Origin of the sequence: Fluviicola taffensis DSM 16823 (genome assembly GCF_943372375.1) — a bacterium.
GTDB classification, from domain to species: Bacteria; Bacteroidota; Bacteroidia; order Flavobacteriales_D; family Crocinitomicaceae; genus Fluviicola; species Fluviicola taffensis_A.
In genome coordinates this window covers 86,786-107,932 of sequence record NZ_CALRYJ010000004.1, presented here as the reverse complement: position 1 = coordinate 107,932, position 21,147 = coordinate 86,786, and the positions used below count along the sequence as shown (strand labels likewise).

At 39.9% G+C, this 21,147-nt stretch carries 22 protein-coding genes; 17 read left to right on the top strand and 5 right to left on the bottom strand.

The annotated features are described in order from the left end of the window. Nucleotides 1-58: 58 nt before the first annotated feature. Entirely contained in the window at nt 59-1,483 is a 1,425-nt protein-coding gene (locus AAG807_RS07845) for an MBOAT family O-acyltransferase (RefSeq protein ID WP_341902131.1), read from the top strand. 1 nt (nt 1,484) lies between these two features. Next, the gene (locus AAG807_RS07840) at nt 1,485-2,636 is read left to right on the top strand and encodes a hypothetical protein (protein WP_341902130.1); all 1,152 of its coding nucleotides are present in this window, start codon (nt 1,485-1,487) and stop codon (nt 2,634-2,636) included. A 294-nt stretch (nt 2,637-2,930) separates the two neighbouring features. Here AAG807_RS07840 and AAG807_RS07835 read toward each other — a convergent pair whose 3' ends face one another. After that, complete coding sequence (locus tag AAG807_RS07835) at nt 2,931-3,725, bottom strand: hypothetical protein (protein ID WP_341902128.1); 795 nt, start codon at nt 3,723-3,725, stop codon at nt 2,931-2,933. Nucleotides 3,726-3,975: 250 nt separating this feature from the next. Between AAG807_RS07835 and AAG807_RS07830 the strand changes: the two genes are divergently transcribed. The 15 genes from AAG807_RS07830 to rlmD all read left to right on the top strand — a co-directional run bounded on the left by AAG807_RS07830 (nt 3,976) and on the right by rlmD (nt 17,074). Beyond that, on the top strand, nt 3,976-4,401 hold the full coding sequence (locus AAG807_RS07830) for a hotdog fold thioesterase (protein ID WP_341902126.1): 426 nt from the start codon (nt 3,976-3,978) through the stop codon (nt 4,399-4,401). Further along, entirely contained in the window at nt 4,398-5,372 is a 975-nt protein-coding gene (locus tag AAG807_RS07825) for a chorismate-binding protein (protein ID WP_341902124.1), read from the top strand. Before AAG807_RS07830 ends, AAG807_RS07825 begins: the two co-directional genes overlap by 4 nt. Before the next feature lie 65 nt (nt 5,373-5,437). Next, nucleotides 5,438-6,418, top strand: a complete 981-nt coding sequence (locus tag AAG807_RS07820) for a hypothetical protein (RefSeq protein WP_341902122.1) — start codon at nt 5,438-5,440, stop codon at nt 6,416-6,418. 103 nt (nt 6,419-6,521) lie between these two features. After that, nucleotides 6,522-8,222, top strand: coding sequence for a 2-succinyl-5-enolpyruvyl-6-hydroxy-3-cyclohexene-1-carboxylic-acid synthase (menD, locus tag AAG807_RS07815; protein WP_341902120.1), 1,701 nt, complete (start codon nt 6,522-6,524; stop codon nt 8,220-8,222). A gap of 346 nt (nt 8,223-8,568) precedes the next feature. After that, complete coding sequence (locus tag AAG807_RS07810; protein WP_341902119.1) at nt 8,569-9,324, top strand: TerC family protein; 756 nt, start codon at nt 8,569-8,571, stop codon at nt 9,322-9,324. Further along, on the top strand, nt 9,321-9,899 hold the full coding sequence (locus AAG807_RS07805; protein WP_341902118.1) for a hypothetical protein: 579 nt from the start codon (nt 9,321-9,323) through the stop codon (nt 9,897-9,899). Before AAG807_RS07810 ends, AAG807_RS07805 begins: the two co-directional genes overlap by 4 nt. After that, a complete protein-coding gene (locus tag AAG807_RS07800; protein WP_341902116.1) occupies nt 9,896-10,165 on the top strand; it encodes a DUF493 family protein in 270 nt (89 codons plus the stop codon). Before AAG807_RS07805 ends, AAG807_RS07800 begins: the two co-directional genes overlap by 4 nt. Before the next feature lie 2 nt (nt 10,166-10,167). Next, a complete protein-coding gene (locus AAG807_RS07795) occupies nt 10,168-10,653 on the top strand; it encodes a hypothetical protein (RefSeq protein WP_341902115.1) in 486 nt (161 codons plus the stop codon). Nucleotides 10,654-10,736: 83 nt separating this feature from the next. Beyond that, complete coding sequence (trxA, locus tag AAG807_RS07790; RefSeq protein ID WP_144332914.1) at nt 10,737-11,054, top strand: thioredoxin; 318 nt, start codon at nt 10,737-10,739, stop codon at nt 11,052-11,054. A gap of 66 nt (nt 11,055-11,120) precedes the next feature. Then, complete coding sequence (locus tag AAG807_RS07785) at nt 11,121-11,801, top strand: hypothetical protein (protein ID WP_341902112.1); 681 nt, start codon at nt 11,121-11,123, stop codon at nt 11,799-11,801. A 90-nt stretch (nt 11,802-11,891) separates the two neighbouring features. Further along, entirely contained in the window at nt 11,892-12,938 is a 1,047-nt protein-coding gene (gene lpxD, locus AAG807_RS07780; RefSeq protein WP_341902110.1) for a UDP-3-O-(3-hydroxymyristoyl)glucosamine N-acyltransferase, read from the top strand. A 1-nt stretch (nt 12,939) separates the two neighbouring features. Further along, nucleotides 12,940-14,346, top strand: coding sequence for a bifunctional UDP-3-O-[3-hydroxymyristoyl] N-acetylglucosamine deacetylase/3-hydroxyacyl-ACP dehydratase (locus AAG807_RS07775; RefSeq protein WP_341902109.1), 1,407 nt, complete (start codon nt 12,940-12,942; stop codon nt 14,344-14,346). After that, the gene (lpxA, locus tag AAG807_RS07770; RefSeq protein ID WP_341902107.1) at nt 14,343-15,119 is read left to right on the top strand and encodes an acyl-ACP--UDP-N-acetylglucosamine O-acyltransferase; all 777 of its coding nucleotides are present in this window, start codon (nt 14,343-14,345) and stop codon (nt 15,117-15,119) included. Before AAG807_RS07775 ends, lpxA begins: the two co-directional genes overlap by 4 nt. Before the next feature lie 50 nt (nt 15,120-15,169). Continuing rightward, the gene (locus tag AAG807_RS07765; protein WP_294859444.1) at nt 15,170-15,589 is read left to right on the top strand and encodes an Rrf2 family transcriptional regulator; all 420 of its coding nucleotides are present in this window, start codon (nt 15,170-15,172) and stop codon (nt 15,587-15,589) included. 54 nt (nt 15,590-15,643) lie between these two features. After that, nucleotides 15,644-17,074 (top strand): 23S rRNA (uracil(1939)-C(5))-methyltransferase RlmD, encoded by a 1,431-nt coding sequence (gene rlmD, locus AAG807_RS07760; RefSeq protein WP_341902106.1) that lies wholly within the window; start codon nt 15,644-15,646, stop codon nt 17,072-17,074. Here the strand turns inward: rlmD and AAG807_RS07755 are convergent. The 4 genes from AAG807_RS07755 to AAG807_RS07740 form a co-directional block, all read right to left on the bottom strand. Then, nucleotides 17,071-17,826, bottom strand: a complete 756-nt coding sequence (locus tag AAG807_RS07755) for a DUF1295 domain-containing protein (protein ID WP_341902105.1) — start codon at nt 17,824-17,826, stop codon at nt 17,071-17,073. The genes rlmD and AAG807_RS07755 overlap by 4 nt on opposite strands. A gap of 72 nt (nt 17,827-17,898) precedes the next feature. Further along, nucleotides 17,899-18,870 carry an NAD-dependent epimerase/dehydratase family protein gene (locus AAG807_RS07750; protein WP_341902103.1) on the bottom strand — a complete coding sequence of 324 codons (972 nt, stop codon included), beginning with the start codon at nt 18,868-18,870 and terminating at the stop codon, nt 17,899-17,901. Next, on the bottom strand, nt 18,870-20,261 hold the full coding sequence (locus tag AAG807_RS07745; RefSeq protein ID WP_341902101.1) for a sugar transferase: 1,392 nt from the start codon (nt 20,259-20,261) through the stop codon (nt 18,870-18,872). The genes AAG807_RS07750 and AAG807_RS07745 overlap by 1 nt, the downstream gene beginning before the upstream one ends. A gap of 12 nt (nt 20,262-20,273) precedes the next feature. Then, nucleotides 20,274-21,146 (bottom strand): hypothetical protein, encoded by an 873-nt coding sequence (locus AAG807_RS07740; RefSeq protein ID WP_341902100.1) that lies wholly within the window; start codon nt 21,144-21,146, stop codon nt 20,274-20,276. Nucleotide 21,147: the final 1 nt, after the last annotated feature.

Here is a 21,147-nt window from a genome sequence, read left to right as displayed (position 1 = left end):
GAAATTTAAGTCGACGTTTCACTAGTTTTATTATCTTCGGAATCCGAAATTATAACAAGTGGTTTTTAGCAGTACACTCTTTCTTTTTTACTTTCTGCCTTTTTTCCTGCTTGTTTATCATGTAGTCCCCAAATCACTGAAGAATTGGGTGATCTTCTTTTTTAGTATTCTGTTTTATACTTGGGGAGCCCCGGTATTTGTTTTCATACTATTGGGAACCTCCTTTTTAGATTTCTTATTGGTTCGTACCATTCATCAATCACAGGATGCTAAAAGGCGAAAAATCCTTCTCATTCTCTCTCTTTCTATCAATCTAGGTCTTTTAGCCTATTTTAAATACTCCAATTTCTTTGTTGGAAATGCCAATGCTTTACTGGAAAGTTTTGGTCTGAAGGAAGTCACCTGGACCAAGGTGATAATGCCGATCGGGATTTCCTTTTTCACCTTTGAATCCATCACTTATACGGTGGATGTCTACCGCGGAAAACATGCGCCATTAAAGAACCTGAAAGACTATTTATTGTACCTGTTGGCTTTCCCGAAACTGATTGCAGGACCCATTGTACGTTTTCAGGAAATTGCGGATGAGGTCATTGAGCGAAAGGAAAATATCGATGAAAAATTGATTGGATTCTATCGGTTTTCCATCGGTTTGGCTAAAAAAGTGCTGATTGCAAACGTCATGGCAGAGCAGGCAAAAGTGATTTTCGATACGGATTTTCATCTCTTGAGTGCTTCTACAGCATGGATTGGAATTTTGGCTTACACGATGCAAATCTACTTCGATTTCTCCGGGTATTCCGATATGGCAATTGGTTTGGGTAAGATCATGGGATTCCATTTTCCGGAGAATTTCAATAGTCCGTACAGTTCCAAAAGCATCACGGAATTTTGGCGCAGGTGGCACATGACTTTGGGGAATTTCATGCGCGATTACCTTTACATTCCTCTGGGAGGAAATCGTGTTTCATCCAAAATGCGTTTGTATCTTAATTTGGCTCTGGTGTTCATCCTTTCCGGATTTTGGCATGGAGCGTCCTGGAATTTCATTGTTTGGGGAGCATTTCATGGAACATTTCTGATCCTGGATCGCATTTTCCTGGTGAAACTCCTGAATCGCTTAGGCAGCGTACTTTCCATTGCGATCACATTTGTTATCGTCATGATGGGCTGGGTCATTTTTCACATTGAAAATGATTTGAGCAAGGTGGGACTTTATTTTGAGCGCTTATTTGATTTTAGCTGGGATCCCACTTTTATCACCCTTTCGAATTTTTGGCCTTTGATGTTTGTTGCAGCATTCTTTTCCTTTCTTTCTGCATTTAAAATAGGTAAGCAGATGCAAGACTTTGTCTACACGCGAAATTCTTATTCCTTTTTAGCAAATGCACTTTTCTTGTTTTTTACGTGCTTGCTATTTGTTATGAGTGCAAGTTCGGTAATTTCCTCAGGGTTCAATCCATTCATTTATTACCGTTTTTAAGATGGATCAACAACCGACATATAAACGTTTGAAGCAAGTTGTTTTTGCTGGGATCATTGCCTTGTTGTTCATCCCGATGATTCAACATAAGTTCCGTTTTCTTGAGGAGAAACCTTTGAATGGATCCTATGAACTTTCATCCAAGCCTGCATTGAATAAAGCAAATTGGTTCTCCGGTAAGTATCAGGAAGAACAAGATAAATACATTCAGGAGCATACAGGATTTCGGTCGGGTTGGGTGCGTTTATATAACCAATGGAACTATAGTTTTTTCAATATAGCACATGCTCGAGGGGTCGTAAGGGGAAAAGAAGATTACCTGTATGAGGAGAATTATATCAAAGCGTATTACGGTATAGATTTCCTGGGAGAAGAGAAAATTGAGGAGATAACGCGTAAATGGAAATCTATTCAGGATACTCTTGAAAATAAAGGGATTCAATTGGCGGTAATTTTTGCTCCCGGAAAAGGAAGCTTCTATCCGGAATTCATTCCTGATCATTACAAAAGTGAACGGAAAGACAAAATAAACTATGAGGTGTTCAAGAAACAATTCATCAAACAGGGTGTTTCTTATATTGATATGCATAGCTGGTTTGAATCCATGAAGAAAAGTTCAAAGTACCCACTTTTCCCCAAAACAGGTATTCATTGGAGTGTATATGGACAATATTTGGCAGCTGATTCTATCGGGAAATATGTTTCTTCCACTTGTAAAACACAAACGCCATATCTTGTCTTGGACAGAATTATTGAAAAAAACAGACCGGAACGAGACGATAATGATATTGGAAGTGGGATGAACTTATTATTGGGAATTCCGGATCTTGGATTGTTGGCTTATCCGGAATTTCATCCGAATCGCGAACCTAAAAAGGAAGATCCCAAAGTGTTGATGATTGCGGACAGTTTCTATTGGGGTTTATATAATTCGAATGTTTCTAATTCGCTATTTAATGGTGGAGAATTTTGGTATTACAACGAACAAATCTATCCGGCCTCATTTACCAAAGAAACGTTGGTGAAAAATCAGCCTTTGGATAAAAAGCTGAAAGAGAATAAGATGGTGATTCTACTAATTACAGATGCCAACCTGTACAAGTTCGGTTTCGGATTTGTTGAAATGGCGTGTAAGGAATACGGAATAAAGTAGGGATGCTATGCATCGGTAATAATGTAGAAAACTCACCAAGCTATTATATAAACTATAAAAACTATGTGACTTACTGTGTACTATGTGGTTCATTTTACCACATAGAACCATAGAACACATAGTAAATATTCAGTTTGAAGCTTGGATTGTTTTCTAAATCAGAACGTATTATTATTTTGGTGAGCATAATACATCAAGTCCGATGCATCGCGTCCCTTGTTTAAAAAAATAAGGAGACTGCTTTCGCAAGTCCCCTTATCTGATTTAGGTGTAGGTAGAAATTTATGTTAATTATTAAGGTTTCATTTCTTCAGCCGGTTTGATTGGTGGAATCTTCGGTGGAGATTCAACTTCCATTATGGGAATACCAGCTGTTGGCGGTTCATATTCTACCACTTCTCCCTCAAAAACCAGTTCTCCCGGAACAGGAATTTCTCCGTTTTTCACATTGCATTTAAGGGCTTCCGCTTTAAGTGTAAGGATCAATTTCTTTCCTTTTGCAAAAGTCTCGATGTGCTGTTTGGGTAAAGTATCTGAAATGTGATTTTTTGACAGGTAGATCAAATCGAAGGTTTCGCTTCTTAAGTCCTTTTGGTTGACTGTCAATTCAAAGTTTCCGGTTTCATCCGTATACCCTTTCAAAATGGTCTTTCCTCCTTGTTGAATTTCAACAGGTGATTTTGCCAACGGTTTTCCCGTCTTCTCATCTTTCAGTTGACCGCTGATCTTCATCGGGAATTTCAACTTTTTGAACGCTTTTTCTTTCACACTAATTGCATCGTCCGGTGCCGACTCACAGGATGAGATTACCGGACCCAAAAAACCAAGTATACCTAGCAACGATAATCCCACTCTGTAGGAAGCATTGGACAATGCAATATGTGATGTTTTCGAACTGATTTGGTGATTATGAAAAATTCCGCAAACCTTTCCCGGGTTTGACGTAATGAGTTGTTTGATTTCAGTTTCTGACTTCTGACGAAAATCAGTCAATACCTTTTCACAATTGGAACAGTAGTAGCCACCATCTCGCTTTTCCATCCGCGTATGCGACTGATTACAAGGAAGTGACATGATTGGCTTGTTCATAATTGTAGTTTGATGAAATGAAAATAGGAATTAATCCAATCCCAGATTTTAAAAAAATGTAAAGTGTAGGTTTGCTTTATTTTGAGGGTTTATTTTGGGGTTTATTGATCTCAACTGATTCGATTTAGCTTTATTTTGAATCAAATAAAAGGACTTCTGTTGTCTTCAAGACCTCTTTAAGTAGTAATTTTATCGGGAGAAAGTTAGTTGTTGAAAGACTTTTAACTAATTTAAAAAAGTATACGAGTCGATGAGAAAATTGAATAACATTTCGCTGGAAGAGATTAATAAGTATTCCAACAATACCATGTTGGGACATTTGGATATCAAATGTGTGGAAATCGGGGAAGACTACATTGTCGCAACCATGCCTGTCGATCACCGGACACATCAGCCCATGGGGCTATTACATGGTGGTGCGAGTGCAGCTTTGATCGAATCGATCGGTTCCATTGGTTCTACTTTGTTATTGGATCTCAGTAAGGAAGCGCCGGTTGGGATTGAAATCAATGCGAATCACATAGGAAGTGTGAAAACGGGTTCTGTAAAAGCGATTGGAAAGATTGTTCACGCAGGTTCACGGACACACATCTGGCAAGTGGATATTTTCGATGAATCGAATGATCGATTGATTTGTACCGGACGTTTAACTGTAATGATTGTTCCCAGATCGTGAAAGATTTACTGATTTATAGATTGCCTAAAGAAAAAGCTGCTGTTATCAAAAGAGGGGAGTTTTTAGCTTTGGACGGAGATGAAAAACCCTCCGGTTTCGTGGTGTCCGATTTCTTGCATGAACGAACTTTTCACTTCAAGGAAACGACCGAATTCGATCCGGTTTTTGATTTTCATTACAGCAAGGAAATCCCAACAGTCATTTCAAGAAGGGATTATCAGATAGAGGCACAGGCTTTTTTGAATTCATTTCCCTTGCTCGGGGTTGAGAAAGGGGTTTTCTCCCGGATCAAGCAAACACCCTTTCAAGGTGAGAAAGCATTTGATTTGTTCCATGTTTTGGAAAGCACTTATCCTAATGCATTCTGTTACCTGATTTCTTCTGCTGAATTCGGGACATGGATCGGTGCAACTCCTGAATTGCTCATGAACCAAGAAGGAATGATTTGTAAAACAGTGGCTTTGGCCGGAACTCATGGGGAAAATGAAGAGCACGAATGGACTCCGAAGGAATTGGAAGAGCATGCCTTTGTGGTAGATGCGATCAAAGAAAGTCTGGAGCGAAACCAATGCGTGGAAATTGAATCCGAAGGACCGTATGTGGTTCAGGCAGGACCGGTTCAGCATTTGAAAACAGACTTTAAAGCACTTTTAACCAAACCGAATGCCTGGTCGATTGCATTGGATCTTCACCCGACTCCTGCAGTTTGTGGAACTCCAAGAAGAAATGCAATTGAAGCGATTGCCACCCGGGAAATGCATGACCGTAAATTGTATACCGGATTTATCGGGTTGTTTGAAGAAGGGAATACCAACCTGTTTGTGAATCTACGGTGCGCACAGTTGTTCCGGGATAAAGCTTTTTTATATGTTGGAGGAGGTTTTACCATTGATTCGATTCCGGATCTGGAATGGGAAGAAACGGAACACAAGGCAGAAACCCTGATGCGTGTCATGAAGAAAATTTATTAGTTTCCGAATCAATTGATAATTCAACAATTGGACTAATTTCGCCAAAGACTTTAAATCGGATACTTATGAAGATTCTGGCTCTTGCAGCTCTTTTCGCACCTTGTTTTTTATTCCAACCGGTTCAAGCACAAAATTTGAAGCCCGAAAAAGCGGTTTCATTACAAATAGATGTTCCTCCCATCAACCTGGATTATATCTCAAACACGCGGATTTACGTTGACCCGATGTCAAATGATTCTTACAACATTCGTGGAATGTTTATCCAGAAGTTCAATAGCCGCGTGTATACTTTTGCAACCTCCATCGAGGCGAGTGATATGTACGTTACTTTCTCCATGAATCGAATTATCAAAAAGAATGCGGTTTCATCCACATCCTCTTCCACCAGTACGGACAAGGCAGGAAATAAGACAACCACAATAACTTACCGTTACGATGGGGAAGAACAGATTGACCTTGTTTTTACTTTGAATCTTGCAAATGGAACGACTGTGAAAACGTATAGGGAATCCGGTTACAGTCAATATTCAGGTACTTCGACAAAAGATTACGAGAATGCGCGAACAGAGTATTACAACAATAAATCAAAAAAGGTGGTGAGTACCGTAGAGGATTTGGTTGGAAGAGTTTATAGTAAGATGTGCGCTGATTATCTGATTGGGAACAAATACATCGATTTGTACGCAATTGGCGCAAAATCGAAAAAACAGGATTATTCGGATATCAATAATGCAGGAGAGCTATTGATCAAATGGTTTGCCACAAAGCCTGCGGATGCTTTGGATCCCGATGTAGTAAAAGCGTTATTGATCTATGACGAAGCTTTGTTGGAGCACGAACCGAAAGATAAAAAAGCACGCGTTGACAATGAAATTGCTGCGGTTTGTTATTATCAAAAGGCATGTGTTGCATTTTACCTGAAGAATTACCGGAAAGCGGAAGAACTGATCCTGAAGTCCGAATCGTTGGATAAGCGCATTCACTTCAGTCAGGAAAACATGAAGGACCTGTTGAGTCTTCTTAGGGCGCGGAAGGTTTTTAATTAATAAGTTTTTTGAACATTGGCATTTCGACTACGCTCAGTGACCAAAGTTTGTTTTAAAAGCTGACGGAGCGCAGTCGAAGGCAACTTTTAATTAAATTTACACCATGATTTCAAGTGCAAAATTGGAAGTGCAACTCTTGGTTGATGGTTGTAAAAAAGTAGGTGTGACGCACGTCGTTATTTCTCCCGGATCTCGAAATGCTCCGTTGAGTATCGCTTTTGATGAAGATCCTCACTTCCAGGTTTTTGTTGTTCCCGATGAGCGGGTAGCTGCTTTCTATGCACATGGAATGGCCCAGAAACTGAAGAAACCGGTTGTCATTACCTGTACCTCCGGATCAGCACCTCTGAATTATTATCCGGCAATTGCGGAAGCATTTTACCAGGAAACACCTTTGATCGTTATTTCTGCCGACAGACCTTCGGAATGGGTGGATCAGGGAGATGGACAAACCATTCGTCAAGAGCGGGTATTCGACCAACTAGTTCTGAAAAGTGCTCAATTGAATGAGATTCATTCGGAGAATCAGCGTTGGCATTTCGAACGCAATTTATCTGAAGTTTTGCAAACTGCCATTGGAAACAGAAAAGGACCGGTTCATTTGAATATTCCTTTTTCGGAGCCATTATATGAAACGACAACAGATATTCATATTCTCAAGAATTGGATAGAATTGGCTGAAACAGAATCCAATTTATCCAAAAACAGCAAAAGTAAGCTGGAGATCTTATGGGGGAATTCTGAAAGAAGACTCATCATTGTCGGACAACATCAAAAAGATCCGGACTTACAAGAGCAATTGGAACGTTTGGCACTGGATGGTTCCATTGCTGTTTTTGTAGAACATACATCCAATATGTATAGTCCGTATTTTGTCTCTACGATAGATCGAACCTTGAATCTCATTCCTGAATCTGAAATACAAGCCTTTCATCCGGATTGTATTGTTACCATCGGTGGTGCGATTGTTTCCAAGAAAATCAAAGTGTTCCTGCGTCAGTCAAAAGCACCTGTGATTCGTTTCGGAGTGGATTTCCCATTCATGGATACCTATCAGAATTTGCGTTTCACAGCAGCAATTCCGGCATGGAAAGGATTGGAATTGATACAGGAATTTGTGGAGAAGAATCCACATAAATCGCGTTTTGGTTTTGCCTGGAAAAAAGTGGATCAGTTCGGTTCGGACGACCAAAAACAAATCTGTGCCGCTCAACCCTGGAGTGATTTGAAAGCAATGGAATTTGTCATGGATGTCATTCCGGATTATTGCAATCTGCACATTTCAAATAGTTCCTTAATTCGATATGCCTTGCTATTTGATCCGATCAAAACGGTGACTTATTGGTGTAATCGAGGAACAAGCGGTATTGATGGAAGTAGTTCAACATCTGTAGGTTCTGCTGTTGCTTCTCCAAATGAAGCACATATTTTAGTAACAGGTGATTTATCCTTTTTCTATGATTCCAATGCGTGGTGGAGTAAACACCTTCCGGCTAATTTGAGAATTGTTTTGGTCAATAATGGAGGAGGTGATATTTTCAATATCATTCCAGGACCGAAATCAACAAAACAGTGGAAGAAAATCTTCGTAGCAGAACAGGAATTGTCTACAGAAGACATTGCAAAGACCTATCAGCTGGAATATTTTCATGCTTCTTCTCAAGCAGATTTGGACAAACATTTGGAATTATTCTTCGCTGAAAGTACAAATGGTAAACCGAAATTGCTGGAGATAAATACCATGAATGAACAGAATAGTGCTGTCTTGGAAGGGTATTTTAAGTCGTTTGCGAAAAGAGTGTGACTTTGACTCTACTGCGCTTATGCTGGATCAAGGTTAGCGTAAGCATTAGTCACCTTTTCCGCTCAGTCATCTTTTCTAAAAAGAGATTTGTTGAAAGTACCCTGAGCGAAGTCGAAGGGTAAAACAAAGAGAGCCCAAACTGCTAAAAACTACTACGAAAAAGACAGCTGGACCCTCTGATTGGTTTGAATGCCTCTTAATAGGGCAAGGTTCAATATCGCTAATGTAAGAAAATCAGTTCTTTAAAACAAAATTTAAAAAGGAATAATTCTGTTAAAAATGAAAAATATCACAAATCCATTTTTTATAGTTTAATTGACACTAAATTTGTCCCAAAAAAAGAGAAGTGGATTTTCATATATTAACTACCGGCATTGGAATTTTTTATCTAGTTGTTTTAACACTACTGGAAATCGTATTAGGAATTGACAACATCATTTTCATTTCGATCATCACTGATTCGTTAGTGAAACAAGATCAACGCAAAGCCCGACTTTTAGGTTTGAGTCTGGCATTGATCATCCGACTGCTTCTTCTGAGTGTGGTGTCCTATATCATGACTTTGGATAAAACACCTTTGTTTACGGTTTACGATATCAAATTCACAGCACATTCACTGGTTCTGTTGATCGGAGGACTTTTCCTGATCTACAAATCAGTTGGGGAGATGCACTCGAGTGTGAAAGGAAGTCACGAAGAAGGAAAGAAGCAGAAAAAAGTCCGTTTAGGTGCAGTTGTTTTGCAAATCGTGGCAATTGATTTTATTTTCAGTTTCGACTCCGTGATTTCTGCAATTGGTATGACTAATGACATTCGCCATGAAACACATGGCAATCCATTTATCATTATCGTTCTGGCAGTAATCATTTCCATGATCATCATGTTGATTTTCGCGAAACCGATTGCTGATTTTATCAATGCACGACCAACAATCAAGATGATTGCGCTTGGTTTCCTGGTGACAATCGGAGTATTGTTGATTGCCGAATCATTCGGTCAACACATTCCGAAAGGATATATCTATTTCGCCATGGTATACGCTTTGTTTGTTGAGTTTCTCAATATCCGCATGCGTAAAAATCAAAAGGAGCCTGAGCAGTGACCCAAGAAGAGATTCTGGCCATTCTTCACGTTGATAATCTCGATGAGGTGGAGGACGCATTGGAATTGGAACTTTTTGAACTCAAAAAATCCATTCTTGCCAAGCCTTTGTTGAGATTGACTCTGAAATCGAAATTGGTTCGTCTGAATCAGTTGGCTGGGATTGCAGAAAGCAGACAGCTTTTTCAAAACCAGGAGAATCTTTCATTTGATTACAATTTGGTTGAATCGGATGAGGTTTTGGTTTTATGGGAAGGTTACATGAAGGCCAAAAGTCACTGGAAGATGCTCTTTACCCGAACACAAAGCCCACTTGGATTGTCTGCAATTCTGGAAGAGGGATTGAAGATGGAAATCGCGTTCTCAAGTCAGTTTCAAGCTTTGGATTGGATGGATGAAGAACCGGTATTTGGTGTTGAGCCGGATCCGATGTTGATTCAAAACGGATTGAAGGAAGCCTCCCGAAATGGATGGATTACCTTCCGTGATTTGGAAAAGAATAAAGGTGAACTCGAAAAAGACCTCTTACTAGCTATAAAGCGCTTATCTTTGTTGCCGAAATATTTAAAACCATGAGTGAAGGAGCCTTTGATAAGTTGAAAGAGCAATTGAGTTTGGAAGAATGGCCGAATGTCTATTTTTTCAAGTTTATTGTACCGAACACTCCTCAATCGTTAGCTCAGACAACCGCTTTGTTTGACGAGACGGCGCAGATTCAGTTCCATGAGTCGAGTAATGGCAAATTTGTCAGCGTGAGTGTGAAAGAAATGATGTTGGATGTGGATTCAATTATTGCAGTTTACGAAAAAGCACAAATAATCCCGGGAATCATTTCCCTGTAACTATGAAAAAAAGAACCGTATTGACCTTGGTTGGTCTCAGTCTCACAATCACGTTATTGATCTTATTCCGTGTAAACTTCGTAAAGGGAATTCGTTCCTGGGAAAGTAAGTTGTTAGGGACATTGATTGTATTAGCAGCAATCATGATGTTGTACATCGCTTACAAGGCTGTGATCAAGCGTTTTTCCAAAGGAGCTTTGAAGAAAGAAGATTATGCTTTGTTATTTGACCTGGAAAGTAAGGAGCAAAGTGGTGAGTTGGAATTTTATTTTACAATCGAACAGGAGAAGCAGGTTGTGTTTTCAATTTTGAATGCAAAAATGGAAGCGATCAAGGTGCTTCAGGATAAAGCATTTTCTTCCGGCGGACACATCGTCCGGTTTGATTCGAATGATTTGGAGAACGGAACCTATTTTTATTGTCTGGAGACGGATAATCAAAAAACAATGAAGAAAATGGTTGTTCAGCATGACAATCTGACAGTGTAATTTGTATTGGCAAAGCTTTTGCAAACAAAAAACAAATAGTAACTTTAGACCGACGAAAGAAGTCACATTAAATTGAAACAATTATGGCATTAGAAATCACAGATGCAAACTTTGAAGAGCTTGTATTGAAATCAGACAAACCGGTAATGGTAGACTTTTGGGCAGAATGGTGTGGTCCATGTAGACTAATAGGTCCTATCGTTGAGGAAATGGCAAATGAATACGACGGTAAAGCAATCATAGGTAAAGTGAATGTTGACTTAAACCCAGGGGTTTCTGCTCAATTTGGAATTCGTAACATCCCGACAATCATTTTTGTCAAAGGTGGAGAAATTGCTGACAAATCAGTTGGAGCTGTTCCGAAAGGACAGTTGACAGCTAAGTTGGATGCACTGATTTAATTAAAAATTCAATAAAATGAAGGTCCGCTAGTCGGACCTTTTTTTTGAAATTTACAACTCGTTTACATGAAGAATTTTTGGAGACGCCTGCGTTTGTATGGAGTAGGTTTTGGGATTGGGCTCATCTTTGTTTTTTTCTTTTTTAGAAACAGAGGTTGTACCTGGTTGCCGGAAAACAGGGTTAAAAACACCTTTTTGGGGAAAGTAGTTGTCGTTTCAGAAGATAACCAACGGATCTTTGACAAGCATCATCTGACGGATTCAATGATTGTGTCTTTTTTGGATGACGGATCGATTTCTTTCGGATCAAGTAAGAAACAAGGGGATACGAAGGTTTATATGATTGAAAAAGAAATAAACGGTAAAAATGTAGCGCTTTGGTTTTCAATCCCCGAAGATGCTTTTATTGCTGAAGCGGTTTGGCCGAAAGGATCCATTCAGAAATTTAAAAGTACAACTACCGGATATGGACGGATGATCCATTTCCCGAATGTAAAAAGCTTCGTTTATCTGAAAGAAAATGATGAGTTGACAAAACAGATGAGCGAACTTGGGGTGAAGGACGAGGAGTATATCCAATACCTGATGAAAAAATCGGGATTGATCGACTTTTCAAAATCAAATTTGAAAGCGGAACCGATGCCGGAGCAGTTTGTTGTTTTGCCTCGTGAAAAAGGGGATACTTTGTCCGCAAGAACCAGTTGGTTTAAGGATCATATTGAGTTTTATCAATTTGAGCGCAATTAGCTTCGGATTCAAGCATTACATCACAATGTTCTGTTAATAAATCATACCTTAACACTCACATAACCTAAAGGTTTTTACTAATTTTGTCCCATGGAATTTTCAGCGCTACAAATAGCTACTATCTTGAATGGTGAAGTCGTTGGTAACTCAGATGTTACGGTTTCGGGTTTGGCTAAAATTGAAGAAGGAACTACAGGTACACTTTCATTCCTGTCGAATCCCAAATATGAGGAATACATTTACACGACAGAATCAAGTATTTGTATTGTAAATAAGACATTTAACCCGGCGAAAGATCTTCCGGGAACCTTAACCTTGGTGAAGGTAGATGATGCTTATGCCTGTTTTGCAAAATTACTGGATGTGTACAATCAGATGCGCCAGAAGCAACCGAAAATCGAAAATCCTTCTTTTATTTCGGAATCGGCTAAAGTGGGTGAGGGATTGTATTTGGGTGCATTTGCCTACATCGGAGAAAATACGGTGATTGGAAAGAATGCGAAAATCTACCCGCAAGCATACATTGGTGATGGGGTCGTGATCGGTGACGATTGCACGATTCATGCCGGAGTGAAAATTTATGCGGACACTAAGATCGGCAATCGGTGTATATTACACGCCGGTGTAGTAATCGGTAGCGATGGTTTCGGCTTTGCTCCTGATGAAAAAGGTGTTTTTTCAAAAGTGCCGCAGATTGGAAATGTCGTTTTGGAAGACGATGTGGAAATCGGTTCGAACTCAACGATTGATTGCGCAACAATGGGTTCAACCATTCTTCGTCAAGGCGTTAAGATAGATAACCTGGTTCACTTGGCTCACAACGTGGAAGTCGGACATCATTCTGCCATTGCTGCTCAGGCAGGAGTTGCCGGATCGGCGAAAATTGGCAAGCATGTGTTGATTGGAGGTCAAGCCGGAATCAGTGGGCATCTTCACATTGCCGATGGAACCAAAATTGTGGCGCAATCCGGAATTCCTAATACAATTAAAAAAGCGGAAGTATTGATGGGCTCACCGGCCATTCCAATGGATGATTATAAAAAATCGTTTGTCGGATTCAGAAGACTTCCAATTATAATCAAGAAATTATCAGAATTAGAAGATAAAATAAAAACACTTTCAAAATCTGCAGAATAATATGTCGGAAAAACAATTCACCCTTAAAGAAAAAATCACATTCACTGGCGTTGGTTTACATACCGGAGAACAAGTTGTAATGGAAATTCATCCAGCTGCTGAAAATCATGGATATAAATTTCAACGATTGGATGTAGAAGGTCAACCGATTATTAAAGCTGATGCAGATTTAGTGGTTTCTACCGAGCGTGGAACTACACTGGAATCAAATGGTGCCAAAGTATACACAACAGAGCATGTTTTGGCAGCATTGTACGGAATGGAAGTGGACAATGCATTGATTACACTTACAGGGCCGGAGATTCCAATCATGGACGGATCTTCTTTGTTATTTGTTCGTGAAATACAACGCGTTGGAAAGCAAGAGCAGAATGCAGACCGCCAATACCTGGAGTTGACAGAGAATATCAAGTGGGAAGATGCTGAAAGAGGAATTGAGTTTTTAGCTGTTCCGGATAAGGAATACCGCGTAACCGTCATGGTTGATTACAATTCACCTGCATTGGGTACACAACATGCAAGCATGTATCACTTGGGTGAGTTCGAAAAAGATATCGCTGCATGCAGAACGTTCTGTTTTTTAGGTGAATTGGAGTTTTTGGCTCAAAATAACCTGATCAAAGGAGGAAGTTTGGATAATGCAATCGTTTTGGTTGAACGAAATGATGTGAAGGAAGAGGAGTTGGACCGTTTGGCGAAACTGCTAGGAAAAGACAAGTTGAAAGTGAATTACGACGGAATCGGTGTTTTGAATAGCTTGAAATTGCAGTTCGAAAATGAACCGGCTCGTCATAAGTTATTGGATATCGTTGGGGATTTAGCCTTGGTTGGTAAATTCATCAAAGGGCATGTTTTGGCAGCTCGTCCGGGACATTCAGGAAATACGCGTTTTGCGAAAGTCTTGAAAGAAGAAATTAAAAGACAGGAAAAAGGTACCCGTTCATTTGATTTGGAGCGTGAACCATTATACAATATCAACGATATTGAGCGCATGCTACCTCATAGATATCCATTCTTGTTGGTTGACAAGGTCATGGAAATCACCGATGAGAAAATTATAGGTGTAAAAAATGTGACCATGAACGAACCGATGTTTCAAGGTCATTTCCCGGGGAATCCGATTTTCCCAGGTGTCCTTCAAATTGAAGCAACGGCGCAGTGTGGAGGTATCTTTGCATTGAGTAAAGTGGAAGATCCCCATTTGTATTCTACCTACTTCATGAAAATCGACAATGTGAAATTCAAGCAAAAAGTTATCCCTGGAGATACATTGGTGTTTGAATTAACCTTAATTTCACCTATTAGACGAGGTTTGGTACACATGCATGGAAATGCATATGTCAATGGGAAACTCGTAATGGAAGCTGAAATGCTTGCACAAGTCATTAAAGATAGAGCAGAAGTATGATAAGTCCACTAGCACATGTCTCTCCAAATGCAACACTAGGAGAAGGGGTAATTATAGAAGCATTCAGTACGATTTACGATGATGTTGTCATTGGGGCGGGAACAAAAATCCATCCGAATGTGACCATTTATCCAGGAGCTAGAATCGGAGATAATTGTGAGATTTATCCGGGCGCTGTTATTGCGGTTATTCCTCAGGATTTGAAATTTGAGGGAGAATATACTACGGTTGAAATCGGTGACAGAACCGTAATCAGGGAATGTGTAACGATTCATCGTGGGACTAAAGACATGTGGAAGACAACTGTCGGAAATGATTGTTTGTTGATGACTTATGTGCATGTTGCTCACGATTGTCAGATTGGAAATAATGTCATCATGGCGAGTTATTCCGGTTTATCGGGGCATTGCGTAGTAGGTGATTACGCCATCCTGGAAGGACGTTGCGGGTCACAACAATTCATTCATATTGGTGCGCATGCATTCGTCGCAGGTGGATCATTGATCCGTAAAAACGTTCCTCCATATGTGAAGTGTGCACGAGAGCCGATTACCTATGCAGGAATCAATTCTGTCGGATTGAGAAGACGTGGTTATACGGATGAGCAAGTGCGTGAGATAGAGGATATCTATCGAATTATCTTTGTACAAAACAGTCACGTTACAAAATCTTTGGAGATTGTAAAAGATACTATTCCGGATTCTCCGATCAGAAGAGAAATTTTATCTTTTATTGAAGCTTCTGATAAAGGTGTGATTAAAGGATTGATATAACAATTGTCTTTTCAAATTTAATTGTAAATTAGGCTTATAGACTACGGTTCATGTTATCAAAGAAGACAAAATATGCATTACATGCTTTGACCTACCTGGCAAAGAAGGATGCTAATGAGCCAACTTTGATTCTCGAAATTGCCGAAAACAGTCGCATTCCCAGAAAGTTTTTGGAATCCATTTTACTGGACCTGAAGAAACAGGGAATCCTGAATTCCAAGATGGGAAAGGGCGGAGGTTACTTTTTAAGACAAACTCCTGCTCAAATCCAGATCTCCACAATCATCAGGCTCTTCAATGGTCCGATTGCATTACTTCCATGTGTCAGTTTGAATTACTACCAGCGTTGTGATGAATGCACGGACGAAAAGACATGTGGATTGAACAAGGTGTTTATCGATGTTCGAAACGAGACACTGCGTATTTTAGAAAATAAATCAATTCAGGATATTGTAAATCAGGAATTGTAATCAGTCAGCCCCGCCTCTGCGGACAAGCGCGGCTGAAAAAGAACAACAATCAAAGTGGTACATAGAAATCAAATTATTGAAATTAAAATCGACGATTTTGCATTTGGTGGTCAAGGAATTGCCCGCATGAAATCGGAAGAAGGAGGAGATTTTATTTTATTCGTTGAAAACACCTTTCCAGGTCAATTTGTAAGAGCACGCGTAGATAAGAAAAGAAAACGCCATGCAGAGTGCAAATTACTGGAAGTTTTGGAACGTTCTCCTTTGGAAAAAGAATTGCCGTTTCAAGAGATTTCCGGAGCTCCTTATTTGTTTGTTCCCATTGAAATCCAACAAGAATATAAGAAGAAGTCCACATTGGATGTTTACCGTAAAATAGGGAGGATTTCAGATCCCAGCTCTTTGTTTGACACCTTTATTTCTTCTCCTGAAGCTTTCTTTTATCGAAATAAAATGGAATATAGCTTCTCCTGTATTGAGCATGTTCCGGAAACGGGTGAAGAAATTGACGATGCATTTGCTTTGGGATTCAAGCGCAGAGGTACTTGGTGGAAAGTGGAAAACCTCAATAAGCCAAGTGGTTTGTTTGATGAGCAATGGGAAACTATTCTTCCGGAGTTCAGAGATTTATTGAAAACATTCGGACTTCCTGCCTGGCATCCACCAAAAAAAGAAGGATTTTTCCGGCATATTGTCGTTCGGAAATCATTTGATCAGGATAAGATCCTTTTGCACATTGTGACAAGTTCGGCAGGAATCAAAAAATTCGATACGAAGCAAGTCGTAGATTTTCTAAAAGAGAAATTAGGGGATCGTTTGGCTGGAATTTGGCATACGATCAACGACAATATTGCAGATCGGGCGAAGATTGAAAATGGTACGAGTACCTTACTTTTTGGCGATTCGGTAGTGGTTGAGAAAATGCTGGGTCTTTCATTTGAAATCAGCATGGAAAGTTTCTTCCAGACCAATCCGAAGAGTGCGGAACGTTTGTACACCAAAGCAATCGATTATGTCTGTGATCACGCAAAAGATGGAGGAGTAATCATGGATTTGTTCTGTGGAACCGGAACGATCGGACAGTTGGTTGCACAACGCGTAAATGCGGGGGAAATCATTGGTGTGGACATTGTGGAAGAAGCAATTGAAGATGCCAAGCGCAATGCGAAACGAAATAATTTGGAGTACTTGCATTTCTTTGCTGCAGACGTGGGGAAATTCCTCTCCCTTCACCCGGAATATTTGAATCGGATTGATACCATTGTTTTAGATCCGCCAAGAGCTGGAATTGCTCCGAAAACCTTACAGAAAGTAATGGCTTTGGGTGCTTCTCATCTGGTTTACATTTCCTGTAATCCGTCCACTCAGGCACGAGATACGGAAACCTTGGAAAAAGGGGGCTACAAACTCACTAAATTGTCTTTAGTAGATCAATTTCCGCATACCAGCCACATCGAGGCGATCGCGGTTTATGAGAAAATTTAAAAAATAAAAGGAATCACCGCTTTTCGGTCTTTCGGATAATCCGGGAACGTTTTTTTGTACCATTTGTGGTTTGCAAGCGCTCGTGGAAATAAATTGCAGAAAGTAAAGAATGCAAAACAGCATGCAGGAAGGTTCCAGCAAAGAATTGCAAATCCAATCCACTCCAGTAATTCACCACCTAAATTGGGCGCGGAAATCAGCTTGAATGGACCTCCATAAGGAATTTTGTATCCGTCAGTCGGATTCTTTCTTAAACCGATTAAAACCGTGTCAGAATAGATATTGGTGAACATTCCCACTACAAATAAGGAAACCCCAAGAATGAATTGCCAGGAAGTGAACCAATCATTGGTGTAGGAAGAGAAATGCGTGAGGTAATAGCCGATCAGGAATCCGTTTGCCAGATTATGGAACATCGCCATTCCTACAATGCTTACGGGAATCTGTTTTCCTTTTGTGCGTGTGCGGAAAGGGTAGATAAAACTTCGATTCACGTAATGCGCAGTAAACAAACCTACAATCGTCCAATCAACAGCTGAAAGCTGCTTGGGACTCGTCAAAATGAAGGAATAAAGTACTACTAGAACAAACGCTTCCATAATCACCCATCCCCAGCGATTTGACATGGTGGGTCCCCATTTGGAAGTGGTGAATTTTCCGTAAGGAGCATCTTTGAATTGAAGTCCTAAAAACGCAATGATTCCCACACCGATCCAGGCATAGCAGAAGTAATAGAATGTTTCTTGTGTCATAGTTTATCGAATGAAAATAGATATTCGGTTTATGAGATGTACTACCGATGTATTTGAAAAATAGCGTCGGTATTAGTGATTCTCGTGATGCCAAGATAGTAAATCTTTCATCGTTTCATCAACAGGTCGTGGATTATGACCCAATTCTTTTTTTGCTTTTTCAGAGTCGATCCGCTTATTTCCGAATTCGAGAATGGCGATACTTTCCCGCGTAACGGAAGGGTCTTGCTTCCTGATCTTGTAATAAAGTCCGATAATTGGAAGAAATGATTTGACCAATCTGATGGGAAATTCGAAACAGGGGATTCGTTTATTGGAAACTTTTGCCACGACTCCGGACAGCTCTTTCAAGGTGTAATAACTTCCGCCAAGGATATAGGATTCTCCCAATGTCCCCTGTGTTAATGCATTGCAGATTGAGTTTGCAACATCTCGCACATCGACCCAGTTGTATCCGCCTTTGAAAACAAAAGGAATCTTTCTTTTGGACATGGCAATAAATGCGTTATTCTGCTTGCATTTCGCGTAGTTTGGAGGTCCGAAAACAGATGTCGGATTTACAACGATAACAGGTAATCCTTCTTCAAAATACCTGCGTGCAATCAATTGACCATCCCGTTTGCTTTTGTCGTAAGAATAAGCAGTATCCGAAACAAATTGGCGTGTTTCATTCAACGGTTCGTTTATCGGAAGGTGATCATAGGCATGGACGGAAGATAAATGAACAATGCGCTTCAACTGACTTTTCTTTGCCGCTTTCAGTACATTTTCCAATCCTTCGATATTGATTTTTTGCACCAATTGATTTTGGTCACCGGTGATTGAAATGAGGGCTGCACAGTGAATGAGGTAGTCACAATCTTTCATTAATTCCAGTAAGGATTCCTCATCTTGTAATGAGCCTTTTACGGTTTCAATTGCCCGACTTTCCAGGAAATTACTTTTAGAATGAACCAATGCCTTGATGCTGTAATTGCTACGAATCAATTCTTCAATAATCGCATTTCCAATATGTCCGTTTCCTCCTGTGATTGCAACTTTCATCATTTTCCTTTTGCCTTCACAATAATCATCACGGTATGCAAAAGAATCTTCAGATCCAATGCAATGGATCTGTTTCGGAGATAAAGCAGGTCAAATTTCATCCGCTGGATCATTTGATCCACGTTTTCGGCATAGCCATACTTTACTTGTCCCCACGAAGTAATTCCAGGTCTCACTTTCGTTAATTCCAGAAATTGAGGTTCCCGTGCCTTTATCTGGTCGATGAAGAATTGTCTTTCAGGTCTGGGACCTACCAAGGACATGTCGCCTTTCAACACATTGAAGAATTGTAGGAATTCGTCCAAACGTGCTTTCCGCATGAATTTACCAATGGGTGTAATCCGCGGGTCATCCGTACTCGAAAGTTGAGGACCTGCTTTTTCCGCGTCAATGTACATGGTGCGGAATTTAATGATTTTGAAAGGCTTTCCGTTTAAACCGATGCGTTCCTGGAAAAAGAGAATTGGTCCGGGTGACGATAATCTCACACCGATTGTCAGGAAAATATAAACGGGAATCAAAAGGATAATGGCAAGCACGGAAAAGACAATGTCGAACACCCTTTTTGCAACACGTTGCCAATAAGGCATCACTTCGGCGTTGACCTCCATCAGGAGAGCTCCGAAGATATTGTTCAACTTGACGGATCCGGATAAGATATCGTACATATCAGGAAGTACTTTGATGACAATATGATCGCTATTGATTCTGGAAATAATGTTTTTCAGACGTTCGTGCTCGGTACTTTCAAGTGCGATAATGATTTCTTCTACCTTATTTTCTGAAATGATTTTTTCCAGTTGGTCCACATGACCTAAATAAGGCATCTTATTTTCCAATAGTTTATCAATCCCATTCAGGTTCACAAAACCTACAAATTGATTTCCGCCTCCTTTCTCAATTCCTTCAATTTCCTGGTAAATGGCAACGGCTTTTTCAGAACCACCTATTAGGAGTGTTTTAAATCCATCTTTTCGGGAATGTATCCTGCCAACGAGGATACTTGTGAGAACCAGCCTGGAGAAAAACGTAAACCCGAAGTGAAGGAGAGTCAATGTCAGAAGAGAACGGTAATAATTCAGGTAGGTATTTACATCGTCATCAATCAATAAGGCGAAAAATAGGACAATGGATCCGAAAATAGTAGCGAAAGCAGTATAAGAGAGAATTTTTAAGCGATACAATCTTCGGACATCCTGATAGGTTCCCTGAAGGGTGTAGAACAAAAGCCAAAGCAATGGAATAAAAAGAATTCCATAATAGAAGGTTTGATTAAATGAGAATTCTTCGTGCTCGATATTCGTTTTTCGATAATAATAGAATAACGCCCAAGAGAATGCTGCCGTTAAAAAATCACTTCCAATAAGTAGAGCTCTAAACAATTTTTGCATTACACCATTCTTCTAAAAGTGTACAATTTTGATATTGTCAATGTAGACGTCACCGGAGCTTAGACCAGAATCCAAAAGTGTTCTCAAATAGGCTTTGTAATTATTTGCAGACGCCGTGTTTGAAACAATATCCTTCAAATCGATGTAGATTTTTTTCCATTTTACATCCGACGTTTGCGCATTCATTGAAACATTCGGATGATCGGTTGATAAACCTGAAGCGTAGGAGATCAATCCGGTAAGAACCGAATTCGTGTTTCTATAGTTGACTTCCATATAGACTTCCGCACCACTTTTTGGCAATACCAATGCCGTATTCGTAAGTCCGACCCACAAGGAATCAGAGGATGTTAAAGCAATGTGACCATAATTATCCCACGGTCCGATGGATGAATTGGATTCAACAGCCAAAGTTGCATTCGAGACACTTACATCTGTTTCAATTTTCACGGATGATTCATCAAAGTCTTCGATCCAAAACTGGGCATTGGAGTAGTAACGGGTAATTGGATTGAAGGTATAGGTTTCACCCGAAGTAAGCTCAAGAGTCGTTTCAAAAGGCTCCACAAAAGGATAGATTTTTTTGGTAGCCGAAATTCCGTTGTTTTTTATTGCCGGATAAAGGGTTACTTTACAAGAACCGGAAACCAAGACCGGAATTTTACAAGGAAGTTCAAAAACTCCAATGATTTTCCCGTCAATATACACCCACACATCAGAAAAATTTTGGGTTAATATCTTAGGGTCCGTATTGGGAAGAACACCGGAATTTGGATTGGAATTAAGTGTCCAGTTATTTATTTCAAGGTAAACAGGTAACGGGTTGTTTTTCACGCAACTCGACAATCCAAAGGAAAGTAAAACGAAAATGTATAAATATTTCATA